We start from the raw sequence: 24626 nt of genomic DNA on the forward strand, positions 1-24626 counted from the left end.
CTTATAGTCCCGACGCAGCCATGGTTCGGGAGGTCCGCTCAAGGATAACATTCCGGAACCCGCGACAATGCGGACCGGTCAGAAGAAGACGGGGCACGACCATGCGAATCGAACGGCGCAACACGACTCAAGGCCAGTCACCCTACGCAGGGATTGATTTCAGATTAACGACATCGGAGATCCGCAATCCCGATGGTTCGATCGTGTTCCGGCTGGAAAACGTCGAGGTGCCGCAGTTCTGGTCGCAGGTCGCCTCCGACGTCCTGGCGCAGAAGTACTTTCGTAAGGCCGGCGTCGCCGCGCGCCTGAAGAAGGTCGAGGAAGAGACCGTGCCGTCCTGGCTGTGGCGCTCGGTGCCCGACACCGAGGCGCTGGCCCTCCTCCCCGAGAACGAGCGCTTCGTCAGCGAACTCTCGGCAAAGCAGGTGTTCGACCGCCTCGCCGGCTGCTGGACCTATTGGGGCTGGAAGGGCAGCTACTTCTCGAGCGAAGAAGACGCCCAGGCGTTCTTCGACGAGCTGCGCTTCATGCTCGCAAAACAGATGGTCGCGCCGAACTCCCCGCAGTGGTTCAACACCGGCCTGCATTGGGCTTACGGCGTCGATGGCCCCGGCCAGGGCCACTACTATGTGGACTGGAAGACCGGCAAACTCACAAAATCAAAATCGGCCTACGAGCATCCGCAGCCGCACGCCTGCTTCATCCAGGGCGTCGATGACGACCTCGTCAACGAGGGCGGCATCATGGACCTCTGGGTCCGCGAAGCCCGGCTGTTCAAATACGGCTCCGGCACCGGCTCGAACTTCTCGCGCCTGCGCGGCGAAGGCGAGCGCCTGTCCGGCGGCGGCCGCTCATCCGGCCTGATGAGCTTCCTCAAGATCGGCGACCGTGCGGCGGGCGCGATCAAGTCCGGCGGCACCACGCGCCGCGCGGCCAAGATGGTCGTGGTCGACGCCGATCACCCCGATATCGAGACCTATATCGACTGGAAGGTGAAGGAGGAGCAGAAGGTTGCGGCGCTGGTCACCGGCTCCAAGATCAACCAGAAGCACCTGAAAGCCGTGCTCAAGGCCTGCGTCAATTGCGAAGGCTCCGGCGACGACTGCTTCGATCCCGAGAAGAACCCTGCGCTCCGCCGCGAGATCAAGCTCGCGCGCCGCGCACTGGTGTCCGACAACGTCATCAAGCGGGTGATCCAGTTCGCCAAGCAGGGCTACAAGGACATCGACTTCCCGACCTACGACACCGACTGGGATTCGGAAGCCTACCTCACGGTATCAGGCCAGAACTCCAACAACTCGGTCTCGCTGAAGGACGATTTCCTCCGCGCGGTCGAAACCGACGGCGACTGGAACCTGATCGGCCGCACCAGCAAGAAGGTGACGAAGACGCTGAAGGCGCGCGACCTCTGGGAAAAAATCGGTCACGCCGCCTGGGCGTCGGCCGATCCCGGCCTGCACTTCAACACCACCATGAACGACTGGCACACCTGCAAGGCGTCCGGCGACATCCGCGCCTCCAATCCGTGCTCGGAATACATGTTCCTGGACGACACCGCCTGCAATCTGGCGTCCGCGAACCTGATCACGTTCTACTCGACCACGACAAAACGCTTCGACGTCGAGGCGTATGAGCATCTCTGCCGGCTCTGGACCGTCGTGCTCGAAATCTCCGTGATGATGGCCCAGTTCCCGTCGAAGGCGATCGCCGAACTCTCCTACGAGTTCCGCACGCTCGGCCTCGGCTTTGCCAACATCGGCGGCCTCCTGATGACCATGGGCCTGCCTTACGACTCGAAGGAAGGCCGCGCGCTGTGCGGCGCGCTGACCGCTGTTATGACCGGCGTGTCCTATGCGACCTCGGCCGAGATGGCCAAGGAATTGGGCCCCTTCCCCGGCTACAAGAAGAACGCAGCCCACATGCTGCGCGTGATCCGCAACCACCGCCGCGCCGCCCATGGCGAAAGCCGTGGCTACGAGGCGCTCGCCGTCAACCCCGTGCCGCTGGATTACGCCAGCGTGCCGCAGACCGACATCGTCGAGCACGCCAAGGCCGCCTGGGACCTCGCGCTGCAGCTGGGCGAAGCCCACGGCTACCGCAACGCGCAGACCACAGTGGTGGCGCCGACCGGCACCATCGGCCTCGTGATGGATTGCGACACCACAGGCATCGAGCCTGATTTCGCGCTGGTGAAATTCAAGAAGCTCGCCGGCGGCGGCTACTGGAAGATCATCAACCAGGCCGTCCCCGTGGCGCTGCGCACGCTCGGCTACCGCGAAGCTGATATCGCCGAGATCGAGGCCTACGCCGTCGGCCACGGCTCGCTCTCCAATGCGCCCGGCGTCAACGTCTCCACCCTGAAGGCCAAGGGTTTTACCGACGAAGCCCTGGCCAAGGTGGAAGCCGCGCTGCCGACCGCGTTCGACATCAAGTTCGCCTTCAACAAGTGGACCTTTGGTGAAGAATTCCTGCGCGAGACGCTGAAGCTCGCGCCGGAAGTGATCGCCGCCCCCGGTTTTGATCTCCTCGCCGCCGTCGGGTTTACAAAACGTGAGATCGAAGCCGCCAACGTGCACATCTGCGGCGCGATGACGGTCGAGGGAGCTCCACACCTGAAGGCCGAGCACTATCCGGTGTTCGACTGCGCCAACCCCTGCGGCAAAATTGGAAAACGCTATCTGTCGGTCGAGAGCCACATCCGCATGATGGCGGCCTCGCAGCCCTTCATCTCGGGTGCGATCTCAAAAACCATCAACATGCCGAACGACGCCACCGTCGAGGATTGCAAGTCCGCGTACCTGCTGTCCTGGAAACTGGCGCTGAAGGCCAACGCGCTCTACCGCGACGGCTCGAAGCTTTCGCAGCCGCTGAACTCGCAGCTCATCAGCGATGATGACGACGAGGATGATGCGACCGACGCGTATTACGACAAGCCGATGGCCGCGCGCACCGCGCAGGTCTCGGAAAAGATCGTCGAGAAACTGGTCGAGCGTATCGTCGTGATGCGCGAGCGCGAGAAGATGCCGGATCGCCGCAAGGGCTACACCCAGAAGGCGGTTGTCGGCGGGCACAAGGTCTATCTCCGCACCGGCGAATATGACGACGGCCGGATCGGCGAGATCTTCATCGACATGCACAAGGAAGGCGCGGCGCTGCGCTCCTTCATCAACAACTTTGCGATCGCGGTCTCGCTCGGCCTGCAATATGGCGTGCCGCTGGAAGAATATGTCGACGCCTTCACCTTCACCCGCTTCGAGCCGGCGGGTCCGGTGCAGGGCAACGACAGCATCAAGTACGCGACCTCGATCCTCGACTATGTGTTCCGGGAACTCGCAGTCAGCTACATGAGCCGCTTCGACCTCGCCCATGTCGATCCCTCCGAGTCGAATTTCGACGCGCTCGGCAAGGGCGTCGAGGAAGGCAAGGAGCCGGACGGCAGCCAGGGCCACCACCAGGCCACCAAATATCTGTCCAAGGGCCTCACCCGCTCGCGCACGGATAATCTGGTCGTGATGCGCGGCGGCTCGACCGCCGTCTCCTCCGGCGCGGAATCGGCGCCGACAGGCGGCTCCCGCGTCACCTCGCTCGCCGCCCACGGCGCCACCTCCCGCGCAGCCGACGCCGTCGAAGGCGCCGTCGCCCTGAAGCAGGAAGCCCAGCACGACCTGTCGCCGACCGAAAAGCTGGAAGCCCTGCAATGGAGCAAGGCCGGCGCAGCGCAAGCCGCCCAGCCCACCGTGACCAAAGCCGAACGCCGCGCCGAAGCCAAGGCGCGCGGCTACGAAGGCGAGATGTGCTCGGAGTGTGGGAATTTCACGCTCGTCCGCAACGGGACGTGCATGAAGTGCGATACGTGTGGGAGCACGACGGGGTGCAGCTGATAATTGCTTTCCGCAATCAAGCGGTAACGCAGGCAAGCCAGCTTACATTTGCGGTAGAATGAACTAGACGGCAGAGTATAGTGGGGACAGCCTTTGGCTGTCCCCACGTGTTTTGGGCGAAGATTTAGATGAAAAAAATTCTCGTACTTCATAGCGGCGGCATGGATTCAACGACTTGCTTGTACCAAGCTCACGCGCTTGGGCACGAAGTCGTGAGCCTAGGGATTGATTACGGGCAGTCGCTTTCTGTCGAGATGCTTTTCGCGTCTCAGCAGTGCTTGAAAAAGGGTAGCCGAGGGCGCAATCCGCCGCAGAGCTCGTAGGGTGGATTGGAGCGAAGCGTAGTCCGCCGTATCGGATTCTCAAAGGCGGCGGATTACGCTTCGCTAATGCGCCCTACCGCGCTCAAAGATTATCGACAATGAAAGCCCCGCCGGCGTGAACCGGCGGCCTTGAAATCAAAGGCTATAGCTCGTCACAAAGACCTCTTTCAGCTTCACTACGAGGAAGTCCTTCTGCCCTTCGCCGGATTTGCGTCCTCCGGTGACGTTATCCAGTGCTTCGTCGGAGATTTTGTCGCTCGCTTGAACCTGCTCGGCCTTCATTGTCCCGCTCCGTGTTGTGTGGCGCTGTGCGCCGTTGAACTGGAGCGAGTATGCCGGGCGGCGATCAGGCTTACCGTGACGTGCGTCACAAAGGAAAAGCCCCGCCGGCTAGGGCGGGGCTAGAGCAGCGCTCTTAGCGCGATGCTCTTATTTTCCGCCCTTGGGCTTTATGCTGAGACCCTTCAGCGTGCCCTCCGCACCCTCGGTGATCTTGTCGAGGCCCATCCGAATCCCCGTTCCAACAGCAAACGAGCCTACAATGACGGCGATATACACAAAGCCGCCAGACACCGCGTCGAGTTCGTTGTCAGTAAGAGCAGGCATCGTGTTCATATGTGAAGAGTGGGTCTGCATGACGAGCCTCCAGTTTGGTTGGGGTCGGGATCATCCAGACCGTGCTCTCAACTAGAGCGAGCCCGGGACGGGCGCTGTGAGTAACATCACACTGTGACCCGCCTGCGCACCATCGGCACGAGATCGCAGTTCGCGACCAGACCGAAAACCCCTCGGTGTTGCGCCTGGGTGACAGCCCTTTCTCCCCACCTTCGATAGCCTGTCATCATCACAGTGCGTGAGGTGTGCCATGACCGAGCGTGTTATTTCCGAATTGTCGAACTATTCGTATGAGGCAATTTTGGCAGTCTGTGGCGTGGGTTCGTTGGTGTCGCTCCTTGTCGCAGCTACTGCCTGAAGAGGCCACCAACTGAAGCGGCCTAACGCTCGCGGCGAAGCTTCGCTCATTCGTGCACCGGCCCCACACTGGCGAGGCCCATAGGGCGGATTGAAGCCGACCTGTCCGCCGTAGCTCGAAGAGCGAAGGCGGAAGGCGCAATCCGCCGTTTTCGGATCAAGCTAAGGCGGCGGATTACGCTTCGCTCCAATCCGCCCTACGCGTTACTTGAATCGGGTTCGCCGCCGCCGCATTTCCATGATCAGGTGGCCCGACGCGCAACGCTGCGTCCCACCACACGCCGGGCCAGTCAAACCAAAGCGGGGTTGAGGGGCGCCGGTTTGACCGAATCGTTGATATCCGAACTTCGTGGCAGAAACCGGCCGGCGCCGGGCTGTTCGCGTGATGGCTGACGGTTAGCGACGCGAACGCGATGAACGAGCGTAGCCCGGATGAGCAAAGCGATATCCGGGGCGGTGCAGAAATGGTCCCGGATGTCGCGGAGCCAGTCATCGGGCGCGCATTCGCGCGACCCGTTGGCTCATCCGGGCTACGCTTGCTGACAGGCGCGCGTCCAATCCCATCTCGTCATGCCGGGGCGCGTCCCGGCATGACGTCATCTTGTGACGAGGCCGCTCCAGCCCCGACAGCGCAACTCTAGGCGACCATCGTCCGGCCGCCGCCGAAGTTGATGTTCGCCCATGGCGAATAAAACTGTTTGACCCAATTCAGGTACTGGATCTCGCCTTCGATCGCCCGCCGTCCGCCGCTCACCTGGTCGAGGTCGGCAACCGACAATTCCACCGTGCCCTGGCCGCCGAGTTCATCGTTCCGCGTCTTCATGTTCTGCTCCGTTGGATAAGAAAGAAGGATCATCCTTCGATTTATCGGGTCAGGATGAGACCACGGCGATTCAATTTCCGTGATTTGAATCACGTGAATGGTCCGTGGACCCTAAGGCGGATTGGAGCGCAGCGTTTCCGTTGTCGTCCCGGCGAAGGCCGGGACCCATACGCCGCGGCCAATGTTGTTGGAAAGAAAGATAACGATCAGCGCGTAAAAACAATTGCGGCCGGTGGTTATGGGTCCCGGCCTACGCCGGGACGACATCGGAATGCGCCGTAGCTCGTCGGGCGGATTAGCGGAGCGTACTCCGCCGTCGAGTGTCCCTCGAATTTCGCTTCGGGATGAATCCACGAACTGTGCGGGGCATCACACCGGGAAACACGGGTTCAAGGCAGATTGCGGCCGGTAGAGACAATCTCGAACAGGGGCTTGCCACGACCAATGTCAGAACCTCGCAGGAAATCGATTGCCATGCGCGTTGCGAAGGTTTTCCTTGGCAACGATGAGCCCGCGTTCATTGCCGCCGCGGCTGGAGCATCAATTGCCTGGGGCATCCTCATGGCTTGCCAGACCAGCTATCTCGGCCCCCGTCCGGCCCCGCCGCTTTGGCAGGCGATCGGAAGCGGGATCGCGGTCGGCATGTTTCTGATGCCGTTCTTTTTCATGGGGATTTCCCGGGCAATCGGGTTCATGTCGCATTGGGCGGCCCTCGTCCTCATGAGCGCCGCATTCTATTTTCCCCTTGTTCTGGTGCACATGAGAGCACTCCAGCTCCCCTCCTTCGCATTCATGGCCGTAAGCGTCGCCTATGCAGCTGCGGCCATCCTCGTGGCCAGACGGATCGTGAAATGGCACCGCCGCGCGTCCGTGCAATAGCTGCCGCTGCTCCGTAGCCGAAGGCTTCATTCACTTGTTCGGATTGCAGCAAGTGCACCCGTAGGGCGGTTTGGAGCGCAGCGTTTCAGTTGTCGTCCCGGCCTAGTGCGCAATTGCGCACGGGGGGCCGGGACCCATACGCCGCGGCCTGTATTGCTCGGAAAGAAGATAATGACCGGCACGCAAAACAACAGCCGACGGTGGCTATGGGTCCCGGCCCCCGTGCGCAATTGCGCACTCGGCCGGGACGACATGCGAGTGCGACAAATTAACCCGACGGGCAAAATTCCGCTTTCCTCGTCGGGCAAATCATCTCTACGAATTTGCGTTATCCCGTCCCACTCAGAGGGGCGTCGGCCGTCGTCATGACGAGGGGCGGGTCGCGGTGGACGTAACAGTTGCGATTGACGGTCGTGACTGAAGCGTACGGCGAAAGCGTGTGGTCCTGGCGCCCGTAACGGCGTCAAGTCTTTCGGGAGCTAACGCTTCCGAGGGGCGACGGTGGCAATAGAGTCCGTCTCACCGGGGAGAGCGCGTTATAAGCCGTAAAGCCATTGCGCAGGGAAGGCTGGGTGTTCCCCGCTGCCCTGTATGCTCGTGTGCAGCTTTGTTTGCACAATCGCACACGAGACCGCGGGTGCAGCGCGCACCCGGCCTTCCCTGCGCCCTCTCATTTCGGGGGCGGGAAGTTCTTTAGCAAACCTCGGGCGCAATGCGCCGCGAGATCGCGAAACTATATCCACGTCGTCCCGGCGAACGCCGGGACCCATACTCCGCGGCCCTCATTGATAAAAAAGAAAGATAACGACGCTCGTGAAAAACAATTGCCGCCGGTGGCTATGGGTCCCGGGTCAAGCCCGGGACGACACCGAGTGTATGGCGCTACGAAACCTTCCCCGCCTTCATCGCCTTCTCCAGCCGCTTGCCTGGCCCCGCCCGCTACTTCTTGTTCTCCTCGCAAAACTTCAGCGCCGCCAGCGCCTCGCCCATGCGAGGGATCTTGATTTCGACGCTGTTGTCCTCGTCGTCCTCGAAATCGATCGTCAGCAGTTTTGCCTTGGCGAGCGTATCCAGGATCGATTGCTGGAATTCGAACGTGCCGCGGACGGCGGTCTTGTCGACCACCTCCCATTTCGCCTTCTTCATGATGTCCTTGTCGTCGGTGCCGACATCGGCCCGCAGGATCTTGCCGACCTTGTCCCACTCCCAGCCGTCGTAGATCACGGCCACCACGATCGCCTCCTTGGAGTAGCTCAGCACGATCACGTAGTCGCTGTTGTCATCGTCCTTGTCGGTATAGGCGCGGGCCGCATTGCAATGATCGTCTCCGCTGCGCTTCTCGACCTCCCAGTCGCCAACCTTGGTTTGCGCCAGCGCCGGCGCCGCCAAAAAGCCCCCGAGCAACAAAACCGCCAAAAGAATTCGTTTCATATCAGCCTCCCGCCTGTCTCGGGCCAAACTGATCACCTCCGGACGGGAGTCGCAAGTCTCATAGAGCGCAGGATTTGGAGGCGGCTTGTCCGCCGCAGTTCATGAAAAGACGTAAGCTCCGACGCTTGAGACACCGTCGCAGAGAAGCACGCCGCACCGCAGCTTTGTTCTCCATCCGACTCCAGTTTGTTCGCAAAGAACGAATCGGAATCGCGCAAATCGGCGCGGACCAATTCCTAACAACACGTTGCTTAGTCGTTGTGCGCGCTCATCATGCAAGAAGCTACCGCGTCGCTGTTCCCCGCGTAACAGCGCGGACTTCGTTGATCGGTCATCGTCCTGTCCATGCCGATGCAATGGTGCATCGGAACGGCAACAGGAGATGACAACATGGAACGCGCAAATTCGAATGAAACGTCGACTGAACTGACGATGGACGAACTGGACTCGGTCGCTGGCGGGATGGATACGACGACCAAGGTTTTCGCTGCGGCGTGCCTGTTGAACACGTCCTTCATGCTCGGAGCCATGGTTGCCATGGCTGTTCTGAAATAACCGCTGTTATGAAACAGTGAAAAGCACTTGGGCCTCGCAGACAAGCAAGCAGCGAAGGCGCGGGGCCGAAGCTCCGCGTCTGCTCGCGCCGCGCTGTGATGTGGTCACACAGCAGCACCGCTGTGCGGTGCTGGTAAACCAGCCAGTCCGTGATAGCATCCTTCCACAGTCGAAGCGGATGGTCGCTTCGTCTCGGCAGAGGAGAAGCGCAGATGAAAAAGTCTGATACGAACTCCAAGAAGTCCGCCGACAAGAAGGTCGAAGCGCCGGTTCAGCTCAACCCGGATCAACTCGAAGCCGTCGCAGGCGGCATGATTAGGCGCATCGATCCCAAGGGCACCGGCACGACCACGACAGGCGCCGTTGGGCCGAAGACGACCACCACCAAGCTGACAAGTTAGTTGATTTCATATGCGGGATGGCGTTTGGCGCGCGACGCGCCGGACGCCGTCTCGAAGGCTTTTCAGATAAGCATTTGCGAGACTGAGCGTTCAAGGCAGAGCCGCGGATTGCGCTTCCCGCTGCATCCCAACTGCGGGTGAGGCGATCGATCGGCACCAGCCGCGAACCGGAGGGTCGTTTGATGTCCCGAGGATCCAGCCAAGAAATCGACTGCCCGAGTGCCCAGGCAACCGCTGATGGCGCGCGCGTCTTTGGCGTCATGACAGGCACGCCTGAAGAACACAGGGTCGGCTATCTCACCGAGACCCTGCCGGTTTCCGAAAAGCTGCTGGCGCTGGCAGGGTCAGCCAAGCCCACGCAACTTTTCAGAATTGCGGCGCCGTGCGCCGGCGCCAGCGGCGGCTGCAAGCACTTCAAAGGCAACGCGTGCAGCCTGGCCGAACGCATCGTTGCGGGCACCCCTGTGGTGGTCAACGCGCTGCCTGCCTGCCAGATCAGATCCACCTGCCGCTGGTTTCGTCAGGAAGGCAAAGCGGCCTGCTTCCGCTGTCCGCAGGTCATGACGGATAAATCCAATGCCTCCGACTATGAGCGGCAGATCGCCGACGCCGACTGATCCGCGCTGAGGCGAAGCCGTAGCCGGTACCGCTTCCGCATTTACAAGCGGCTGCGCAAGATGGGACCAGGCGCTTATCCGGCGAAGTCGCTGAAGCAGGCGCGCATCGATCACGGCGAGGCCAAGAAGCTGCGCGACGCCGGCATCGATCCGATCATTGCCCGCGGTCAGAAATAATCTTCGATAAATTCGGAATGCGTAATGGGCGCAAACATCGTTCCCATTTTCTTCGTGCCGCGACCCGACTTGGCAATGTTCTTTTCATTCTCGATTATTGGCCCGAGCGTTGTCTGTAGAAGCTGGTTGGTCGTGTCAACGAAACTGGTCGTCGTCGATAAAGGCGTATTCTTCGAACGTCTGAGAATCATATTTTTCATCGAAGAGGAAGAAGGGCTCCAATCGCTCGGTGTGGCCCTTGAAGTACCGCCGAGGGACTCCGCCGAATTTGGTTTTTATTTCCGTAAGACCCCGGCTTTTCTTATCCGTCGATCCGGAGAAGATTTCGCCGACCTCGTACCATTCGCAGCCGAGCCGCTTTGCTTGGAGCATAGCCTCCCAAAACAGGAGATAGTTGACGCCAGAGTTTTGGTGAGCGGTGCGCGAGCATCCGGTGTGGTAAACAGCAGAGTGCGGCATCTTCGCAGAGTTATGGAAGGCCACCACGCTTCCATTTGGTGCTTTGCCGCCCAACAAGAAGTTAAAACCGAGAGGTGATATCTTGAGTGCCATCCCTTCAAAATACGCTTTGGGGTGTGGTTCAACGCCGGTTCGGAAATAGGTTTCGCAGTGAATATCGTAGTAGGGGTCGATGTTCTTTACCCAGTCAAGAAGTTCAGCGGAGTAACCTTCGCTCTTTGCTTTGCGGATTTTCCTGCGCGCAATCTGCGATAGACCTAGCCAAAGCTGATCTTCGGTTTGGCTAAGGTCAACAACCATCGCGTCGGTGGACGTCTCGGCAAAGCCGAACTTGTATGTCGGGCTCACACCAGTCTGGTTCGTTAGGGAGCGCTTCGTAATCGGGCTTATGCTCATGGAAATACGCTCGGCGTGATCGTGGCGAGCACTCGCGCAAATCTGATTGATTACCTCGCAGAGTACCGCGTTCTCCTCGTCTCTAGACAATCCTGGCACCAACACCGGACCGCTCCCGCCCCAGCCGGATGAAGCAGTGACCTTCCATGTGTTCGAGTATTGGAGCGGCACGACCGCGACAATTCTGCCGTCCCTTTCTACGCCGAAGCTACGCTCTTGAAGGCCCCATCGTTCAACCGGCAGGATCAATTCCTGCCACTCGTAGAGTGAAAACACCCATCCATCGGGAGACGACAAAACTACATCGTTCCATGTTCTTGCTCGATGAGAGTTCATCAAAACCACTGACCCATCGAGTTACTTTCGGGTGCGGGTAATGTTCGTTCGCCTTCTCTACACTCGCGGCTGATGGATCAATCGCATCGACGCTATCGACAAATGGATAGTTCGCCATTTCACGATCATGGAAGCCAACGCCGCATCCGATGTCGACCACGGTCTTGGGCTGCACCAACTTGAATAGTTCTGAAACCTCAAAGCGTCGCGTCTGGTCCCACGCGTCAGATTTGTATGAGTCCCAGTCTCGGTAATCAGTTCATCAAAAAACCTGCTCTGATCGCTTAGGTACGACTGGTAACGACTTTGAGCTGGCATGGCGTTTCCTTGGCGCTGAGTGAGCGCCGAATTACTACCACCGCAACCCCACATCGAAAACCCCTGAAATCGGAGAATGACGTAGAGGCTTTGGGACGTGAGTCATTCGGCCCGAACCTCGGTCATAATGCGCATGACGATTGTCATTCTCGCGCCGGCCAAGCACTGCATTTGCCCGAAGCTCATTCTGGCGCGTGCTACTTTACCTCTGATTGTCTGGGCCACATTTCGAGTCGACCAAAGTTACTAGCCCGTTATTTGGTTGTTGTTCGCCGCAGCGATCCCGGCGCTGTTCGATCTGACAAGGGGATGGCCTGCGAAAACACCGGTCCCACTTCCGCGCCGCGCGCTTGCCGCAGGCGGTACAGAGGAAGTCAGGCTCAATGTCGGAGAGCCTGATATCATCGGCCCAGCCGTCGGCACTGGTTTCGACATGATGGCTGCAACGATTGATCGCGGCAAGGGAAGCGATCTTGTACACTTAGTTGTTTCTAGCACGAGACCGCGGGTGCAGCGCGCACCCGGCTTTTCCTGCCCTCCTCGCTTCAGGAGGTCAGCAAGTCGCAAAACTCGGACGCTTCACGCCGCGAGATCGCGGACGCATGGACTATCGTTGTCATGATCGCCACAACAAAGGCGCCCTACTGCCCAGCCCCTACGCAGCATGGATCAGCCAAGGCGGCTTTGTTCTCCATCCGACTCCAGTTTGTTCGCAAGGAACGAATCGGAGTCGCGCAAATCAGTGCGGGTCAATTCCTAACAACACGTTGCTTCGCATTTGTACGCCCTCATCACGAAAAAAGCCCGCGACGACATCGCGGGCTTCTTGCAAACGCGACAAGGTGCTCGTGCATCGGCGCCAGTTGAAGCGCCGATCAAGCATTTGTCCTCACTGAATGGCGCGGCCGACGGTTTCGGTGCGGCCTTGGGCGGTCGTGATCTTGCTCCGCGGTGTCAGGACGCTGAGCTGAACTGCCGTGACCGATGTGGCAACGGGTGACGCTTCCTGGACGCCCTCAACGCCGAGCACCTGAAGCTGCACGGCCGAGACCGGCAAGCCTGACCGTTCATAAGACGGCAACTCGGCTGCGACAGCGCCGCCAGCGGCCGTGATCGCGAACATGGCGGCGGCAGCGACGGACAGGGTAATCTTCTTCACGGCAATTCTCCTTCGATGGCTTGGAATGCGGATCTAGTAGTCGTTTATTGCGCTGCAATGGTTCAATGGTGCGACGCACAAAAACGTGATACAAGAATGTGATGATGGTGATCATGGAATGCTGAACCGCGCGTTGGTCGCACGAGACGCCGTGAAGGTTCGCTGGAACTTTCGCGGCGGGCTACGCGAGCTGGCGATGAATGCAGCGCGCGCAAAGGGTCAGAGTTCCTTCCGTAGTTCTCCGGCCGTGAACATAGTTCCGCCTCCTCGGCTGCGTTAAAACGCAGATGTGCGGATCCACTTTCAGGCGGGTGCCATTGCATTTGATACGGAGCACCAAATGAATTCCACAATGAGCGACAGGCTCGCCGAAGGGCAGATCGCGAGCCTGGAGGAGCAGCTTTCGAACCTGGCGCGCGAAGCGGGATTTAGTGCTTCGGCCCCGCCGCCCAGCATGAAGACGTCGAGCGCCCCGCCAGCAGCGAAGCCTCGATTGGCGGATTGGCGCCATGTGGCTGTCGCCGGTTGCCTGTTGGCAGCATGCATTGGTGTCGTCGCCTGGTGGTGGTCATCCTCCCCTGATACGGCGATGACGGCCCCCTCAGCTCCGATAGCTTTGGCACAGGCGGCACCGGAAGCCGCTGCGCCGAAAGACGCCGCACCGGCTGCTGTTGCCGCGTCCGCCGGATTGGAGCAGCAACTCCAACCGATGGCGCGCGATCTCGCGGCCTTGAGGCAATCACTCGAACACCTCAAGGTGAGGCAAGAACAATTGGTCCGCGACAATGAAAATCTCACGAGCCAGCTCGCGGCGGGCCGGGAAGAAATAGCGCGCAACAACGCTGTCATCGACCAGCTCAGAGCGAGCCAGATCCAGATGGCGCGCGAAAGCCAGACGCTGACCGATCGCGTCAACGCAAGCCAGCAACAACTCGCCCGCATCATCGCCAGCGCTTCAGAGTTAAATGCGCTGCCCGAAGAGCCAAAGGCGATGTCCGAAGAGCCAAAGATGATCCCTGAAGAGCCAAAGGTGATGCCCGGAACACCACTGCCGCGTCCGCGGCAATCAGCCAATGTCGCCCAGTCGCAAAAGCCGGCAGCGCCCCCGGTGCGGCCGCAAGCCAAAAAACCGCAACCGTCAGTGTCATGGCCATGGTCGCCTCGCAGCCCGTGAGCCGTAGGCGTAATCTGCCGTTACGTATTTTTCTAAAGCGGCGCATTACGCCGGAGCCTGTTATCGGGCCGCGCATTTGACGGACCCGTTGCGCTAATCTCCCACCGAATAGCGCGCTTACGGCGTTTGGTTTCGCGCGCCCGTAGTACTACCGGGAAAGCCTTTGGCTGCGTACGGAACATGCAGAATCATGGCATGAAGCCTGCATGGAGTTAGTTGACCGGGAATTTCCTATCAACGAAGGACGCCATGCTCGTTACTCTTGTCGCCGTTCTCTGCAACGGCCAGCTATGCCTGGAGAAAGTCGTCACCAACAGTGAGCAGTCGGGCATCACCATGACCGCCTGTATGGTCAATGCGCAAATCGGCATTGCCGATTGGCTCGCCAAGGGTCCGTATCACCAATGGAAACTACAGAGATACAAATGCATCGCGGGCAAATACGTGCCCAAAGACGAAGCATGATGCAATGCGCCGCCTCTCGGATGAGAGGCGCCCTCGCCTGCTAGCGCACCACGTCGCGCTTGACGTTGGCGACATGCCTGCCAACCATTCCCAGCCTGCACGGCGGATTCGCGGTGCGCAATCCGCCGCTACGTGTCTCAAGCGGCGGATCGCGCCACCGCAGGCGGATTGGACCGGAACGCGGCACAGCGCAGCATCCAGCGAACCGTGACGAACGTGGACAAGATCGATTTCAAGAAGCAGCTCGCAACATTCTACAGCGCGCCTAAAGGCAGCTTTGCCACCATCAACATGCCTGCCATGCAATTCGTCAAGATCAACGGCGAAGGCGACCCCAATCGTGATCCAGCCTATCAGCGCGCCATCGAGTGGCTGTATTCGCTGAGCTACGCGATGAAATTTGCCAGCAAGAGCACATCGGGAAAAGACTACGTGGTTCCGCCGCTCGAAGGCCTTTGGTGGGCCGACAATCCCGACGATTTTGTCGGGCGGCGGAAGCATCTGTGGCAATGGACGATGATGATCATGGTGCCCGACTTCGTCGAGCGGCCCCTGTACGAGGCTGCCCTTGCAAGGTCGCGGGACAAGCTCGGAGAGCCTCCCGTCTCGCTGCGCCTCGAGCCGTTGGACGAAGGGCGATGCCTGCAGACGCTGCATGTCGGCAGCTATGACGACGAAGGCCCGGTGCTCGCCAGGCTTCACCACGAGATCATGCCTGCGATGGGGATGACGTTTGCAGGGCCTCATCACGAGATCTATCTGAGCGATGCACGCCGGACGCCGCCGGAAAAGCTCAAGACGATCCTGCGGCAACCGGTCAGAAGCGCTGGCTGAGGCCGCCCTTTGAACCAAAAGAACGCAGCCTGCGACCAATATTAATTAGCGCCGTACACGCCCCGGGTTTCCCGGTTTCGAGGTCGCTCGCTTCATACGGATTCCCGGGAAAAAGTGGCAGCTGCCCCCGTAATGTCGGATATCGGACAGACGACCGAACCTGGAACGTACTTAAATTAGCCGCTGCCTGAGTCGCGCAATTAATTATTATAACCAGTTGGCATCATTGCATTTTAGCCGGAAAGACCTTTTCACTATTGAATAGCTTCAGGGATGGATCAGGAAACCACCAGATTGGTCGCCGGCACTCGTTTTAAGATGAGTGAACTCGGAGCCGCTCGATGCCCGGAACTGGCCGGGCAGACTGGGATCGTTGTCGAAGTGAGCCATAGCAACACGGGCGTTACCGTGTTGTTCAATGGCGCCAACAGACCAACCGCCCTGCACAGGGATTTTATCACCCCGATCTCGAATAACGGATCGTGGGGCGGTTCGCCAAGGGCTGGCTCTGGAAACACGGGTCCGCCCCAGAAGTGAAGTTCGCGCGCCTGAAGCAGGTCCGCATTCCAAAACTGCGCGAACAACAGCTACTCTTTCGGAGTACCCCGAATTTTCCGAGGAACGCGCGAGCGCAAAGAGAGACGTGTCAGCCGAAGCTCGCCGCGGGCGGCAGGCGTGGTCGCCAGGAGAGCGACGGCTCCCGGTTTCAGCCAATCGTGCGTTCGAGCAGATTGAGCCAATTGGTCGAGCCCAGCTTCTTCAACAGCGGCTCGGAGTATCCGCTTTGCCGGAGAGCCCCGATGAGCACGGGCAGCCCGGCCGCCGAGCCGATTTTCGCCGGCACGGTTGCGCCGTCGAAATCCGATCCAAATCCGACGTGGTCCTCGCCGAGCTTGTCGATGAGATAGTCGAGCTGACGCACCATCAGTTCGACATCCGTATCCGCGATCATGCTGCCGTCAGGGCGAAGAAAGCAGGTCGCGAAGTTGAGACCGACCATGCCGGCGGAATCGCGGATCGCTGCCAATTGCCGGTCGGTAAGGTTTCTCGGCGAAGGGCACAACGCATGCGCGTTGGAGTGCGTCGCGACCAGCGGCGCTTTGGAGAGGCGCGCGACATCCCAAAAGCCCTTTTCGGTGATGTGCGAGAGGTCGACGAGGATCTTCATTTCGTTGCAGGCGCCAACGAGCTTTTCGCCGGCAGCGGTCAGGCCGTCGCCGATATCCGGCCCGCCGGGAAACTGGAACGGGACGCCATGACCAAAAATGTTGTTACGGCTCCAGACCGGTCCCAGCGAGCGCAGGCCCGCCGCGTACAGCACCTCCAGAAAATGCAGATCACCGTCGATGGCTTCGGCGCCTTCCAGATGAAGCACCACCGCCAGCGCTCCGCGCTCGATCGCCGAATGGATCTCGGCGGTCGTCTTGCAAAGCGCCACGGCGCCCTGCGATCCCCTGACAACCCGCATCAGGATCGCCAGCTCACCGGCGACGGATTTCCGTGCCTCTTCGATGGGAAGCGGATCAGGAAGCGGCACCGCATACTGTCCGCCCGTCATCTGCTTGCTGAGCGACGCAAAGTTGCCTGGCGATGGCGAGTACATCGCGAACAGACCGCCGACGAAAGTTCCTGCCCTGGCCTTTTTCAGGTCGATATGGCCGGCGTCTTCGCCATCAAGGAAATCGGACACCACGTCGCCGGAAGCCGACTTGTAAAGACGCAGCAGGACATCGTTATGGCCGTCGAAGATGGAAATGTTGGTGGTCATTGTTTACCGGCGCCCGTGACAGATATCGCGAGTTGCGAGATCGTCTGCAATTTTCCGCAGAACCGGTCCGTGTGCAACCTCTATTGAGGAACAATTCCGCGGCTACAGCATTATTCAGCCAGCATCACGCATCGATTCGGAGCAACGCGTGATGACCGCGGACGCATTTGAACTCCGCCGCTGTGTACAACAGCATTTCCTCGGCCGTGTATCGTCAGTGATGTTCGATCCGGGCTACCGCAATCATTTGGCGCTGATCGCGGACGGTTATGATGTCCGCGTATTCCTCGACGATGTGCTGCAGGACGGCTGTATTACAGCAGACCCCGATGAGGGTTTCGTCCAGCGGCGCGCATTTCTCAGATCGTCAGGGATCACTGACATGCGCCGCGGCTCCGTGTCGATCAGAATTTCGAAGAAACCTGGAGGGCGGATTGAGCCGAAGGCGTAATCCGCCGTCTGGGCTCATACGAAAACGGCGGATTACGTCTTCGGCTAATCCGCCGCGCCTCACCGCCTTGCGCGAGACGTCCATCGGTCGGTTGCCTGCGCAACTCACTTCCGATGACATCGCTAATGTGCCATACGCAAGACATGTCCCCTCTGAAAGCCCCGGCCACTTACGACGATTTCGCCCGTCTCGACATCCGGATCGGCAAGGTCGTGGATATCCAGCCGTTCCCCCGCGCGCGCAATCCCTCCTTCAAGGTCGGCGTCGACGTCGGCGCTGACAGGATCATGTGGTCGAGCGCGCAGATCACGAACTATGAGCCCGCAGCCCTGCTCGGCTCGCTGGTCGTCTGCGTCTGCAATCTGGGTGCGAAGAACATCGCGGGCTTCACATCCGAACTGCTGATCCTCGGCGCAAAGGACGCCGGAGGCAGCGTGATCGTCCTCGGCCCGCGCAGCGAGGTGGCGATCGGCGAGCCGGTCTTTTGACCAAATTTTACGCCGGCGCGAACGCATGCGGCAGCGCGGCGCGCTGACCCGGCTTTCGCTGCGCTCTCCTCTGTTACGGAGGGTCCGGCTACCAAACCTCGGACGCTTCGCGCCGCGAGAAGGCGGACGTATATGCGCCGTCATTGCGAGCCACCGGATCGCGCGAATGCGCGCCCGATGCCTCGCAATGACGTGGGGACCGTCTCCACCCTGCGCAATCCCGGATTGCGCTGCGCTTCATCCGGGCTACATTCAATGCCATGACCGTCATCTCCATCCAGTCCCAGGTCGCTTACGGCCATGTCGGCAACTCTGCCGCGGTGTTTCCGATGCAGATGCATGGCATCGACGTCATTGCGGTGCCGACGACGTTGCTGAGCAACCGGCCGGGCTATCCAACCATCCGCGGCCGGGTGCTGGAGGCGCAATTGGTCGCCGATCTCCTGCTCGGGATCGAGGAGCGCGGGGCGGTCGACACCTGTCAGATGATCCTGTCCGGCTATCTCGGCTCGGCTGACAATGCCGCTGTCGTCGCCGACTTCGTCGCGCGCGCCAAGGCCCGCAACCCGGCCCTCTGCTATGTCTGCGATCCCGTGCTCGGCGATCGCGACCGCGGCCTGTTCGTGAAAGCCGACATCCCGCCGCTGGTGCGCGACCGGCTGTGCGGCCTCGCCGACATCATCACCCCCAATCATTTCGAGTTCGAATGGCTGTGCGGGGCGAAGGCCTCCACGTCGGATCAAATGATCGAAGCAGCGCGCGCGCTGATGGCGCACGGTCCATCGACGGTCGTCGTCACGTCGGCCGAATTGTCTGATACGCCTGACGGCGAGATCGAGACCCTCGCCATCGAGCCGTCAAACGCCTGGCGCGTGCGCACGCCGAAAGTTCCCATCAGCCCGAACGGCACCGGCGACCTGTTCGCCGCGCTGTTCACCTCCGCGCGCGTTCAGAACAAAGCCACACCGGAAGCGCTCGGCCACGCGGCGTCGGCCATATCAGCCGTGCTGGAGCGCACCGCGGCGCGCGGGACGGAGGAAATGCGGATTGTCGAGACCGCGGAGCTGCTCGTCCACCCGAAGCGGCGGTTCGAGGCGGTCGCGGTGCGCAGTTGATAGCGTCATTCCGGGGCGATGCAAAGCATCGAACCCGGAATCTCGAGATTCCCCGGGGCGCAATTGCGCCCCTGAGGTCTGGTCCTGCGGACCATCCCGGAATGACGACATCGCTGGAGATCGTCATCAGGTTCAAACCTCAAAAGCTCAGGCGTGATGTGAGTCACGGAACTCGCGTTCGGCGCGAGACATGCTCCAGATCACAGAAAGGGTCGCGGTGGTCGCGCCCCACCTGCCAGAGGGAGGAATGCCATGAAAGTCGATAACGCCCAGACCGCTCAGACCGATGCGCTTTCCGACAAAGAACTCAACGCCGTGTCGGGTGGCAAGGCACGCGTTCAGGTGACCAAGGCGCAGTACGAACAGATCCTCGCAGTCAAGATAATGTTCGCCAATTTGAAGTGAGCCTGACGCTGTGGGACGGATTAGCGATAGCGTAATCCGCCGTTTTTGGATTATCCAAGATGGCGGATTACGCTTCGCTAATCCGACCTACTCGCTCTCTGCTCGCTGGAGAATAAATGAGCCGTTTCTGGAGCCGCCTGACGCACGACCTGAAACCCTATGTGCCGGGCGAACAGCCCCGCATCGCGGATCTGGTCAAGCTCAACACCAATGAAAGCCCGCTGGGCCCTTCCCCGCGCGTGCTGGAGGCAATCCATCGCGAGGCCGCCGATAGCTTGCGCCTCTATCCTGACCCGCAGGCGTCCGCGCTGTGCGCGGCCCTCGCCGCCTACCACAAGGTGCGCCCCGAGCAGGTGTTCGTCGGCAACGGCTCGGACGAGGTGCTGGCCCACGCCTTCGCTGCCCTCCTGAAGCACGATGCGCCGCTGCTATTCCCCGACATCACCTACAGCTTCTACCCGGTCTATTGCCGCCTGTTCGGCATCGCCTATGAGGCCGTGCCGCTCGATGAGGCCATGCGGATCCGGCTCGCCGATTATCGCCGCACCGCCGGCGCGATCATCGTGCCCAATCCTAATGCGCCGACCGGAGTGGCGCTGTCGCGGGCCGAGATCGCTTCCTTGCTGGAGCAACATCCCGACGCGCCCGTTGTGATCGACGAGGCCTATGTCGATTTCGGCGCCGAGACTGCGATCCCGCTGGTCGCTTCGCACCCGAACCTGCTGGTCGTTCAAACCATGTCGAAATCGCGGGCGCTCGCGGGCTTGCGCGTCGGCTATGCGATCGGCGACGCCGGCCTGATCGAGGCGCTGACGCGGGTAAAGGACAGCTTCAACTCCTATCCACTCGGCCGCCCCGCCCAGGCCGGCGCCATCGCCGCACTGGAGGACGAAGCCTGGTTTCAGAAGAGCCGCGCAAGCGTGATCGAAGGCCGCGAGCGGCTTACCCAAGGCTTGGCACGGCTTGGCTTCGACGTGCTGCCGTCCTCCGCCAACTTCGTGTTCGCGCGTCATCCGGCGCATCAGGGCGCGGCGTTGGCCGCGGCGCTGCGCCAGCGCGCGGTCATCGTCCGCCATTTTGCAGCGCCCCGGATATCAGACTATCTGCGGATCACCGTCGGCACCGACGGGCAAACCGACCGGTTGTTGTCCGCGCTGTCCGACATCCTGGGTAGCGCCTAGGCATCCGCTCGGGGTAAGGTTAGCGCCGCAAATTTGGGCTGGTTGTTGCCTTCCCAGTGACCCCGGCGTATTTCTGAGCAGCTTCAGATTCTAGCTTGCGACCGGGAGAACCCTTGCCAGCGTGGAATTTCGGCCCCGCCGAACAGGAATTTGCCGAAGCCGGCCTTGATCCTACGCGTTGGGTCCAGGCGCTGACTTCCGTGGCCTCGGCCACCGGGAGCTTTGGGGCCGTCATGCTGCCCCTGTCGGGCGATGCCCTCCCGAATGTCCCCTATACCGAAAACGTTTCCAGAGTGATGGAAGACTATTTCCGGGACGGTTGGCACTCGCAGGATGAGCGAATGCGCACCGTCCCGACCCTGACGCAGCGCGGGGTCGCCGACGATTTCGACGGCCACAGCGCCGATGAGATCGCCAAACATCCCTACTACCAGGAGTTCCTCGCACCGCACGGCCTGCGCTGGTATGCCGGTATCAAGGTTGCTTGCGGCGATGACCTTTGGGCCGTGGCGCTGCAGCGAACGATCGATCAGGGACCCTTTTCGGCGGACGAAAAGGACGAACTGGCGCGGATCTCGAGCCGGCTTTCGACCGGCGCCGCGATCGCCCGCGCGCTCAGCGCTTCCGCCGCCGCCGGCGCGCTGGAAGCTTTTGAAATGAGCGGCACGGCGGTGGTCCTGATCAACCGCCATGGCCATGTATTCAAGGCCAATGCGTCGGCCGAACGCCTTCTGGTGGATGATATCAGGATCGTAAACGGCCAGCTGACCGCAAGAGATACGCGGGCGACGACGGCCCTGAACCGCGCCCTTCACAATTTGCTGTGGCGTCCGACCGGCGGACTTTCCGCGCCGGTCGCGTTGCCTCGTGCGACCGGCCGGCCGCTGCTTGCGTACCCGGCGAGACTCTCGAATTCGACCGCCAATGCACTGGCCGATTGCCAGGCCATGGTCATTCTGATCGATCCCGATAGCCGGTCTCCAACGCCGGCAACGAACTTGCGAACGGTGTTTCACCTGACCCAGGCGGAAGCCAGGCTCGCGACCCAGCTGGCGCTCGGCGAGTCCCTGGAAAACGTCGCCGATCAATTCGGGATCGGAAAGGAGACCGCGCGGAGCCAGCTCAAGAGCATCTTCGCCAAGACCGGCGTGCACCGGCAGGCCGAGCTGGTCGCGGTGCTGGCAAAGCTGCTGTAAGCACCTGTCCGACCGCCCTGTGACCGAGGAGGCAAGCGATGACCGATACCGTCATGTTTCACGAGGGCAATCGCCGGCTGCAGGATCAGTTCGACAGCCGCCGGATTTCCGACCGTCTGGAGGAATTTTCCCGCGAGGAATTCACACCTGATGACCGGGTGTTCATCGAGAACCAGCCGTACTTCTTCCTGGCAACCGCCGACGCCGAGGGCCGGCCCGATTGCTCGTTCAAGGGCGGCATGCCGGGCTTCGTAGCCGTCACCGGGCCGTCCGAACTCGCTTTCCCCGATTACGACGGCAATGGCATGTTCAAGAGCCTCGGCAATATTCTGGTGAACGCCGATGTCGGCCTGTTGTTCATCGCCATGCATGGCAGGCCGCAGCGCCTGCGTGTCAACGGCACGGCAACCGTCAGCCGCGCAGATCCGCTGCTCGCCAGCACCGTCGGCGCGCAGCTGATCGTCCGGGTCGCCGCGCGCGTGATCTTTCCGAATTGTCCGCGCTACATCCCGGACATGCAGCTCAACGATCCCTCGGTTTACGCGCCGCGCGCCGGATATGAGGCGCCCGAACCGGTGTGGAAGGGCTTTGACAGTTTTAAGGATTACGTGCATCCACTCCAGCCCACCTTCAAGGGCTAGGAACAGCATGCAAGTCGCGGTCGTCGGCGCCGGAGCGGTCGGTTGCTATTATGGAGGATTGCTGCTGCGGGCCGGACATGAGGTGACGTTCATCGGCCGGCAGCCGCATGTCGACGCCATCAACGCGAACGGCCTGCTGCTCGACACCAAGGCGTTCAAGGGACATTTGCCCGCCAAAGCCGCAACCGACGCTGGCGCCCTCGCCTCCCCGGATCTGGTGCTGGTGTGCGTCAAGTCGGCCGATACCGAGCAGGCCGGCCGGTCGCTGGCCGGTCGCTTGCGGCCGGAAACCTCCGTGCTCAGCCTGCAGAACGGCGTCGACAACGCGCCGCGCCTCGCCGCCATCACCGGCCACGCCGTAATTCCCGTCGTCGTCTATGTCGGCAGCGAGATGGCCGGTCCCGGCCATGTCCGGCATCACGGCGGCGGCGATCTTGCGATCGGCGCCTCGGCAGCCAGCGAAGCGCTGGCGCAAACGCTGCAAGCCGCCGGCGTCGGCGTTACGATATCGCACGACATCGAAGTCACGCTGTGGAGCAAGCTGATCATCAACTGCGCCTTCAACGCGCTGTCCGCCGTGGCCGGCATTTCCTACGGACCGATGCTGGAAGTCGATGGCACCAGGGATGTCGTCGCCCGCGCGGTTCAGGAGGCGATCGCGGTCGCCCGTGCCAGCGGGGTCGCGATCCCAGACGACATCACCGGGCACATCATGAAGATTCCCGCCAACATGCCGAACCAGATGTCCTCCACCGCGCAGGATCTGGCGCGCGGCAAGCCCAGCGAGATCGACTTTCTCAACGGCTATGTGGTGCGCAAGGGCGCTGAACTCGGCATTCCCACGCCGACCAATCAGGCGCTGCAGGTGATGGTGAAACTGGCGGAGCGCGGCAAGGAATTGTCCGGGAGACGGACGTAGCATGCAGGTAACGTCAAGCCGCCTCGCGGTCGATTTTTCGTAAACGTACGAAGGCGGCCCACGCCTTCGGAAACTTGCTGTCTTTCGGACTGACCGTAAGCAGCGCGCGGCAGGCTTCCTGGATTTCGTCGGATGAAGGACGGGCCTTCGCGTTACCGGATTTCGCTTGCTCCCAGCGGTCCTCGATCTTTTTTGCGAGCGCGATCGCCTGGCCCGTGGTCCGTTTCGGCGCCGACCGCGCCAGCGGGTGATCCAGCGGAAATATCGGCCATGCGTCCGGCGGCCGGTCGCTGCTCCAGGCGCTCTCGCTGTCGAGCACGGCGTTGGGGGACGACTTGGCCTGTTGTCCCGCCGAACCGGACTTTGAGGCCGAGCCGGAAGAGCTTGCGGAACCGGAAAAGCTTCCTGAGCCCGACGAGCTTGCCGGCAGCGGGCCTCCCGTCATCTGGTTGGCCATGTGGCCAACCTGTTGTTCCAGTGACCCTCCGGACCCGCCTCCCGACGGCATTTGTGTCCCGATGGACGACATGGCCGAGGAGACGACGGACGGGACGACCTTCTCAATGGCTTTCACCATCGATTGCCCGTTGGGCGACGCCTTGTCTTCCGGCGAGATCGGGCAAGCCCTGAACGCGCCGTGCCTATGCGAGATCGAACCATCGTCATCGATGCGGGCAGAGTCCGTCGCCACGGTGTAAACGAAGCTGCGGAAGTCGACATATTTTCCGGATTTAATCCTTGGCCTTGACGGCGCCGCAAACATATTTCGCGGCGTTTTCCTCCACCGAGCGCAGCGTGCTGAATTCCGCCGACTGCGGGTTGATCAGCAAACGCGAGACTGCGGTGCGCGCTTTCGAATGGCGCATGGAGAAGATCAAGCCCAATGCGTAGTCGGGATTGATCCAGGCAGGCTGATAATAGAAGGTGAGCTCGGCCGCCAGGAATGCTGCGCCCAGACCTGCGGAGATGAGCGCTGCAGGGAAGTTCATGAATTGCGACTCCAGGACAGTGCCCGGCATCGTCATCACCCGATGCAATGCAGGCGGCGACAGACCGACGCGAGATCGATCTGGTTGTGTAGACACCTGGCCGCGATTTGAGGGAGAGCGCTTTAAAAAAACCTTAAGTTGCAATTTCAAGTGCGCCGATGGAACTTTCCATCGCTGGTTGATCCTAATATTCTGTTCACGGGAACCTTTGGGAACTCGCACGTTGTTCGACGCACGGCTCGATATATCCAGTAAAATATAGCCTAGAGCTCG

The 24626-nt window shown here is 61.0% G+C and carries 29 protein-coding genes; 19 read left to right on the forward strand and 10 right to left on the reverse strand.

The annotated features are described in order from the left end of the window. Nucleotides 1–101 precede the first annotated feature (101 nt). On the forward strand, nucleotides 102–3881 hold the full coding sequence (locus tag JQ600_RS21025; protein ID WP_212389668.1) for a vitamin B12-dependent ribonucleotide reductase: 3780 nt from the start codon (nucleotides 102–104) through the stop codon (nucleotides 3879–3881). A 128-nt stretch (nucleotides 3882–4009) separates the two neighbouring features. Continuing rightward, a complete protein-coding gene (locus tag JQ600_RS21030) occupies nucleotides 4010–4204 on the forward strand; it encodes a 7-cyano-7-deazaguanine synthase (protein WP_212490079.1) in 195 nt (64 codons plus the stop codon). Nucleotides 4205–4339: 135 nt separating this feature from the next. Here JQ600_RS21030 and JQ600_RS21035 read toward each other — a convergent pair whose 3' ends face one another. The 3 genes from JQ600_RS21035 to JQ600_RS21045 all read right to left on the reverse strand — a co-directional run bounded on the left by JQ600_RS21035 (nucleotide 4340) and on the right by JQ600_RS21045 (nucleotide 5999). Further along, complete coding sequence (locus JQ600_RS21035) at nucleotides 4340–4486, reverse strand: hypothetical protein (protein ID WP_212389666.1); 147 nt, start codon at nucleotides 4484–4486, stop codon at nucleotides 4340–4342. 147 nt (nucleotides 4487–4633) lie between these two features. After that, nucleotides 4634–4840, reverse strand: coding sequence for a hypothetical protein (locus JQ600_RS21040; protein ID WP_212031404.1), 207 nt, complete (start codon nucleotides 4838–4840; stop codon nucleotides 4634–4636). 973 nt (nucleotides 4841–5813) lie between these two features. Further along, nucleotides 5814–5999, reverse strand: coding sequence for a hypothetical protein (locus tag JQ600_RS21045; RefSeq protein WP_212262065.1), 186 nt, complete (start codon nucleotides 5997–5999; stop codon nucleotides 5814–5816). Between the two features lie 474 nt (nucleotides 6000–6473). Between JQ600_RS21045 and JQ600_RS21050 the strand changes: the two genes are divergently transcribed. Then, entirely contained in the window at nucleotides 6474–6878 is a 405-nt protein-coding gene (locus JQ600_RS21050) for a hypothetical protein (RefSeq protein WP_212389665.1), read from the forward strand. 939 nt (nucleotides 6879–7817) lie between these two features. Here the strand turns inward: JQ600_RS21050 and JQ600_RS21055 are convergent. After that, entirely contained in the window at nucleotides 7818–8309 is a 492-nt protein-coding gene (locus tag JQ600_RS21055) for a hypothetical protein (protein ID WP_212262070.1), read from the reverse strand. Between the two features lie 390 nt (nucleotides 8310–8699). Between JQ600_RS21055 and JQ600_RS21060 the strand changes: the two genes are divergently transcribed. The 4 genes from JQ600_RS21060 to JQ600_RS21075 all read left to right on the forward strand — a co-directional run bounded on the left by JQ600_RS21060 (nucleotide 8700) and on the right by JQ600_RS21075 (nucleotide 10059). Next, entirely contained in the window at nucleotides 8700–8864 is a 165-nt protein-coding gene (locus tag JQ600_RS21060) for a hypothetical protein (protein WP_212389664.1), read from the forward strand. Nucleotides 8865–9076: 212 nt separating this feature from the next. Next, the gene (locus JQ600_RS21065; protein ID WP_212262075.1) at nucleotides 9077–9265 is read left to right on the forward strand and encodes a hypothetical protein; all 189 of its coding nucleotides are present in this window, start codon (nucleotides 9077–9079) and stop codon (nucleotides 9263–9265) included. A 137-nt stretch (nucleotides 9266–9402) separates the two neighbouring features. After that, nucleotides 9403–9882 (forward strand): hypothetical protein, encoded by a 480-nt coding sequence (locus JQ600_RS21070; protein ID WP_312011026.1) that lies wholly within the window; start codon nucleotides 9403–9405, stop codon nucleotides 9880–9882. Nucleotides 9883–9888: 6 nt separating this feature from the next. Beyond that, complete coding sequence (locus tag JQ600_RS21075) at nucleotides 9889–10059, forward strand: integrase arm-type DNA-binding domain-containing protein (protein ID WP_283814739.1); 171 nt, start codon at nucleotides 9889–9891, stop codon at nucleotides 10057–10059. Nucleotides 10060–10194: 135 nt separating this feature from the next. Here the strand turns inward: JQ600_RS21075 and JQ600_RS37420 are convergent, their stop codons facing one another. The 3 genes from JQ600_RS37420 to JQ600_RS21090 all read right to left on the reverse strand — a co-directional run bounded on the left by JQ600_RS37420 (nucleotide 10195) and on the right by JQ600_RS21090 (nucleotide 12727). Beyond that, nucleotides 10195–11190: a GNAT family N-acetyltransferase gene (locus JQ600_RS37420; RefSeq protein ID WP_212389663.1), complete on the reverse strand. Its 996-nt coding sequence runs from the start codon at nucleotides 11188–11190 to the stop codon at nucleotides 10195–10197. Further along, on the reverse strand, nucleotides 11147–11425 hold the full coding sequence (locus JQ600_RS21085) for a bifunctional 2-polyprenyl-6-hydroxyphenol methylase/3-demethylubiquinol 3-O-methyltransferase UbiG (protein WP_212389662.1): 279 nt from the start codon (nucleotides 11423–11425) through the stop codon (nucleotides 11147–11149). Before JQ600_RS21085 ends, JQ600_RS37420 begins: the two co-directional genes overlap by 44 nt. Nucleotides 11426–12457: 1032 nt before the next feature. After that, nucleotides 12458–12727 carry a hypothetical protein gene (locus JQ600_RS21090; protein WP_212262083.1) on the reverse strand — a complete coding sequence of 90 codons (270 nt, stop codon included), beginning with the start codon at nucleotides 12725–12727 and terminating at the stop codon, nucleotides 12458–12460. 289 nt (nucleotides 12728–13016) lie between these two features. On the opposite strand from JQ600_RS21090, the gene JQ600_RS21095 reads away from it, so the two are divergent. The 3 genes from JQ600_RS21095 to JQ600_RS21105 all read left to right on the forward strand — a co-directional run bounded on the left by JQ600_RS21095 (nucleotide 13017) and on the right by JQ600_RS21105 (nucleotide 15200). Next, on the forward strand, nucleotides 13017–13901 hold the full coding sequence (locus tag JQ600_RS21095; protein ID WP_312011025.1) for a hypothetical protein: 885 nt from the start codon (nucleotides 13017–13019) through the stop codon (nucleotides 13899–13901). 249 nt (nucleotides 13902–14150) lie between these two features. Beyond that, the gene (locus tag JQ600_RS21100) at nucleotides 14151–14366 is read left to right on the forward strand and encodes a hypothetical protein (RefSeq protein WP_212389661.1); all 216 of its coding nucleotides are present in this window, start codon (nucleotides 14151–14153) and stop codon (nucleotides 14364–14366) included. A 216-nt stretch (nucleotides 14367–14582) separates the two neighbouring features. Then, on the forward strand, nucleotides 14583–15200 hold the full coding sequence (locus JQ600_RS21105) for a GyrI-like domain-containing protein (protein WP_212389660.1): 618 nt from the start codon (nucleotides 14583–14585) through the stop codon (nucleotides 15198–15200). Between the two features lie 706 nt (nucleotides 15201–15906). On the opposite strand, the gene JQ600_RS21110 is transcribed toward JQ600_RS21105, so the two are convergent. Next, nucleotides 15907–16968 carry a dipeptidase gene (locus tag JQ600_RS21110; protein WP_212389659.1) on the reverse strand — a complete coding sequence of 354 codons (1062 nt, stop codon included), beginning with the start codon at nucleotides 16966–16968 and terminating at the stop codon, nucleotides 15907–15909. 151 nt (nucleotides 16969–17119) lie between these two features. Between JQ600_RS21110 and JQ600_RS21115 the strand changes: the two genes are divergently transcribed. The 8 genes from JQ600_RS21115 (at nucleotide 17120) to JQ600_RS21150 (ending at nucleotide 23364) form a co-directional block, all read left to right on the forward strand. Beyond that, a complete protein-coding gene (locus tag JQ600_RS21115; RefSeq protein WP_212262094.1) occupies nucleotides 17120–17419 on the forward strand; it encodes a hypothetical protein in 300 nt (99 codons plus the stop codon). A gap of 143 nt (nucleotides 17420–17562) precedes the next feature. Continuing rightward, nucleotides 17563–17907, forward strand: a complete 345-nt coding sequence (locus tag JQ600_RS21120) for a tRNA-binding protein (protein ID WP_212262097.1) — start codon at nucleotides 17563–17565, stop codon at nucleotides 17905–17907. A gap of 260 nt (nucleotides 17908–18167) precedes the next feature. After that, nucleotides 18168–19022, forward strand: a complete 855-nt coding sequence (pdxY, locus tag JQ600_RS21125; RefSeq protein ID WP_212389658.1) for a pyridoxal kinase PdxY — start codon at nucleotides 18168–18170, stop codon at nucleotides 19020–19022. 252 nt (nucleotides 19023–19274) lie between these two features. After that, nucleotides 19275–19427 carry a bacteriocin gene (locus JQ600_RS21130; RefSeq protein WP_212262103.1) on the forward strand — a complete coding sequence of 51 codons (153 nt, stop codon included), beginning with the start codon at nucleotides 19275–19277 and terminating at the stop codon, nucleotides 19425–19427. A 116-nt stretch (nucleotides 19428–19543) separates the two neighbouring features. Continuing rightward, nucleotides 19544–20608, forward strand: a complete 1065-nt coding sequence (gene hisC, locus JQ600_RS21135; protein WP_212262106.1) for a histidinol-phosphate transaminase — start codon at nucleotides 19544–19546, stop codon at nucleotides 20606–20608. 113 nt (nucleotides 20609–20721) lie between these two features. After that, nucleotides 20722–21804: a helix-turn-helix transcriptional regulator gene (locus JQ600_RS21140; RefSeq protein WP_212490080.1), complete on the forward strand. Its 1083-nt coding sequence runs from the start codon at nucleotides 20722–20724 to the stop codon at nucleotides 21802–21804. A 38-nt stretch (nucleotides 21805–21842) separates the two neighbouring features. Continuing rightward, nucleotides 21843–22445, forward strand: a complete 603-nt coding sequence (locus tag JQ600_RS21145; RefSeq protein ID WP_212389656.1) for a pyridoxamine 5'-phosphate oxidase family protein — start codon at nucleotides 21843–21845, stop codon at nucleotides 22443–22445. Between the two features lie 7 nt (nucleotides 22446–22452). Continuing rightward, the gene (locus JQ600_RS21150) at nucleotides 22453–23364 is read left to right on the forward strand and encodes a ketopantoate reductase family protein (RefSeq protein ID WP_212389655.1); all 912 of its coding nucleotides are present in this window, start codon (nucleotides 22453–22455) and stop codon (nucleotides 23362–23364) included. A gap of 13 nt (nucleotides 23365–23377) precedes the next feature. Here the strand turns inward: JQ600_RS21150 and JQ600_RS36925 are convergent, their stop codons facing one another. After that, entirely contained in the window at nucleotides 23378–23821 is a 444-nt protein-coding gene (locus JQ600_RS36925; protein ID WP_249135994.1) for a hypothetical protein, read from the reverse strand. A 61-nt stretch (nucleotides 23822–23882) separates the two neighbouring features. On the opposite strand from JQ600_RS36925, the gene JQ600_RS36930 reads away from it, so the two are divergent. Further along, nucleotides 23883–24062: a hypothetical protein gene (locus tag JQ600_RS36930; RefSeq protein WP_249135995.1), complete on the forward strand. Its 180-nt coding sequence runs from the start codon at nucleotides 23883–23885 to the stop codon at nucleotides 24060–24062. Nucleotides 24063–24095: 33 nt separating this feature from the next. Here the strand turns inward: JQ600_RS36930 and JQ600_RS36935 are convergent, their stop codons facing one another. Beyond that, complete coding sequence (locus JQ600_RS36935) at nucleotides 24096–24389, reverse strand: hypothetical protein (RefSeq protein ID WP_249135996.1); 294 nt, start codon at nucleotides 24387–24389, stop codon at nucleotides 24096–24098. Nucleotides 24390–24626: the final 237 nt, after the last annotated feature.

The sequence above is a fragment of the Bradyrhizobium sp. AUGA SZCCT0176 genome (assembly GCF_018130145.1).
Taxonomy (GTDB): Bacteria; Pseudomonadota; Alphaproteobacteria; order Rhizobiales; family Xanthobacteraceae; genus Bradyrhizobium.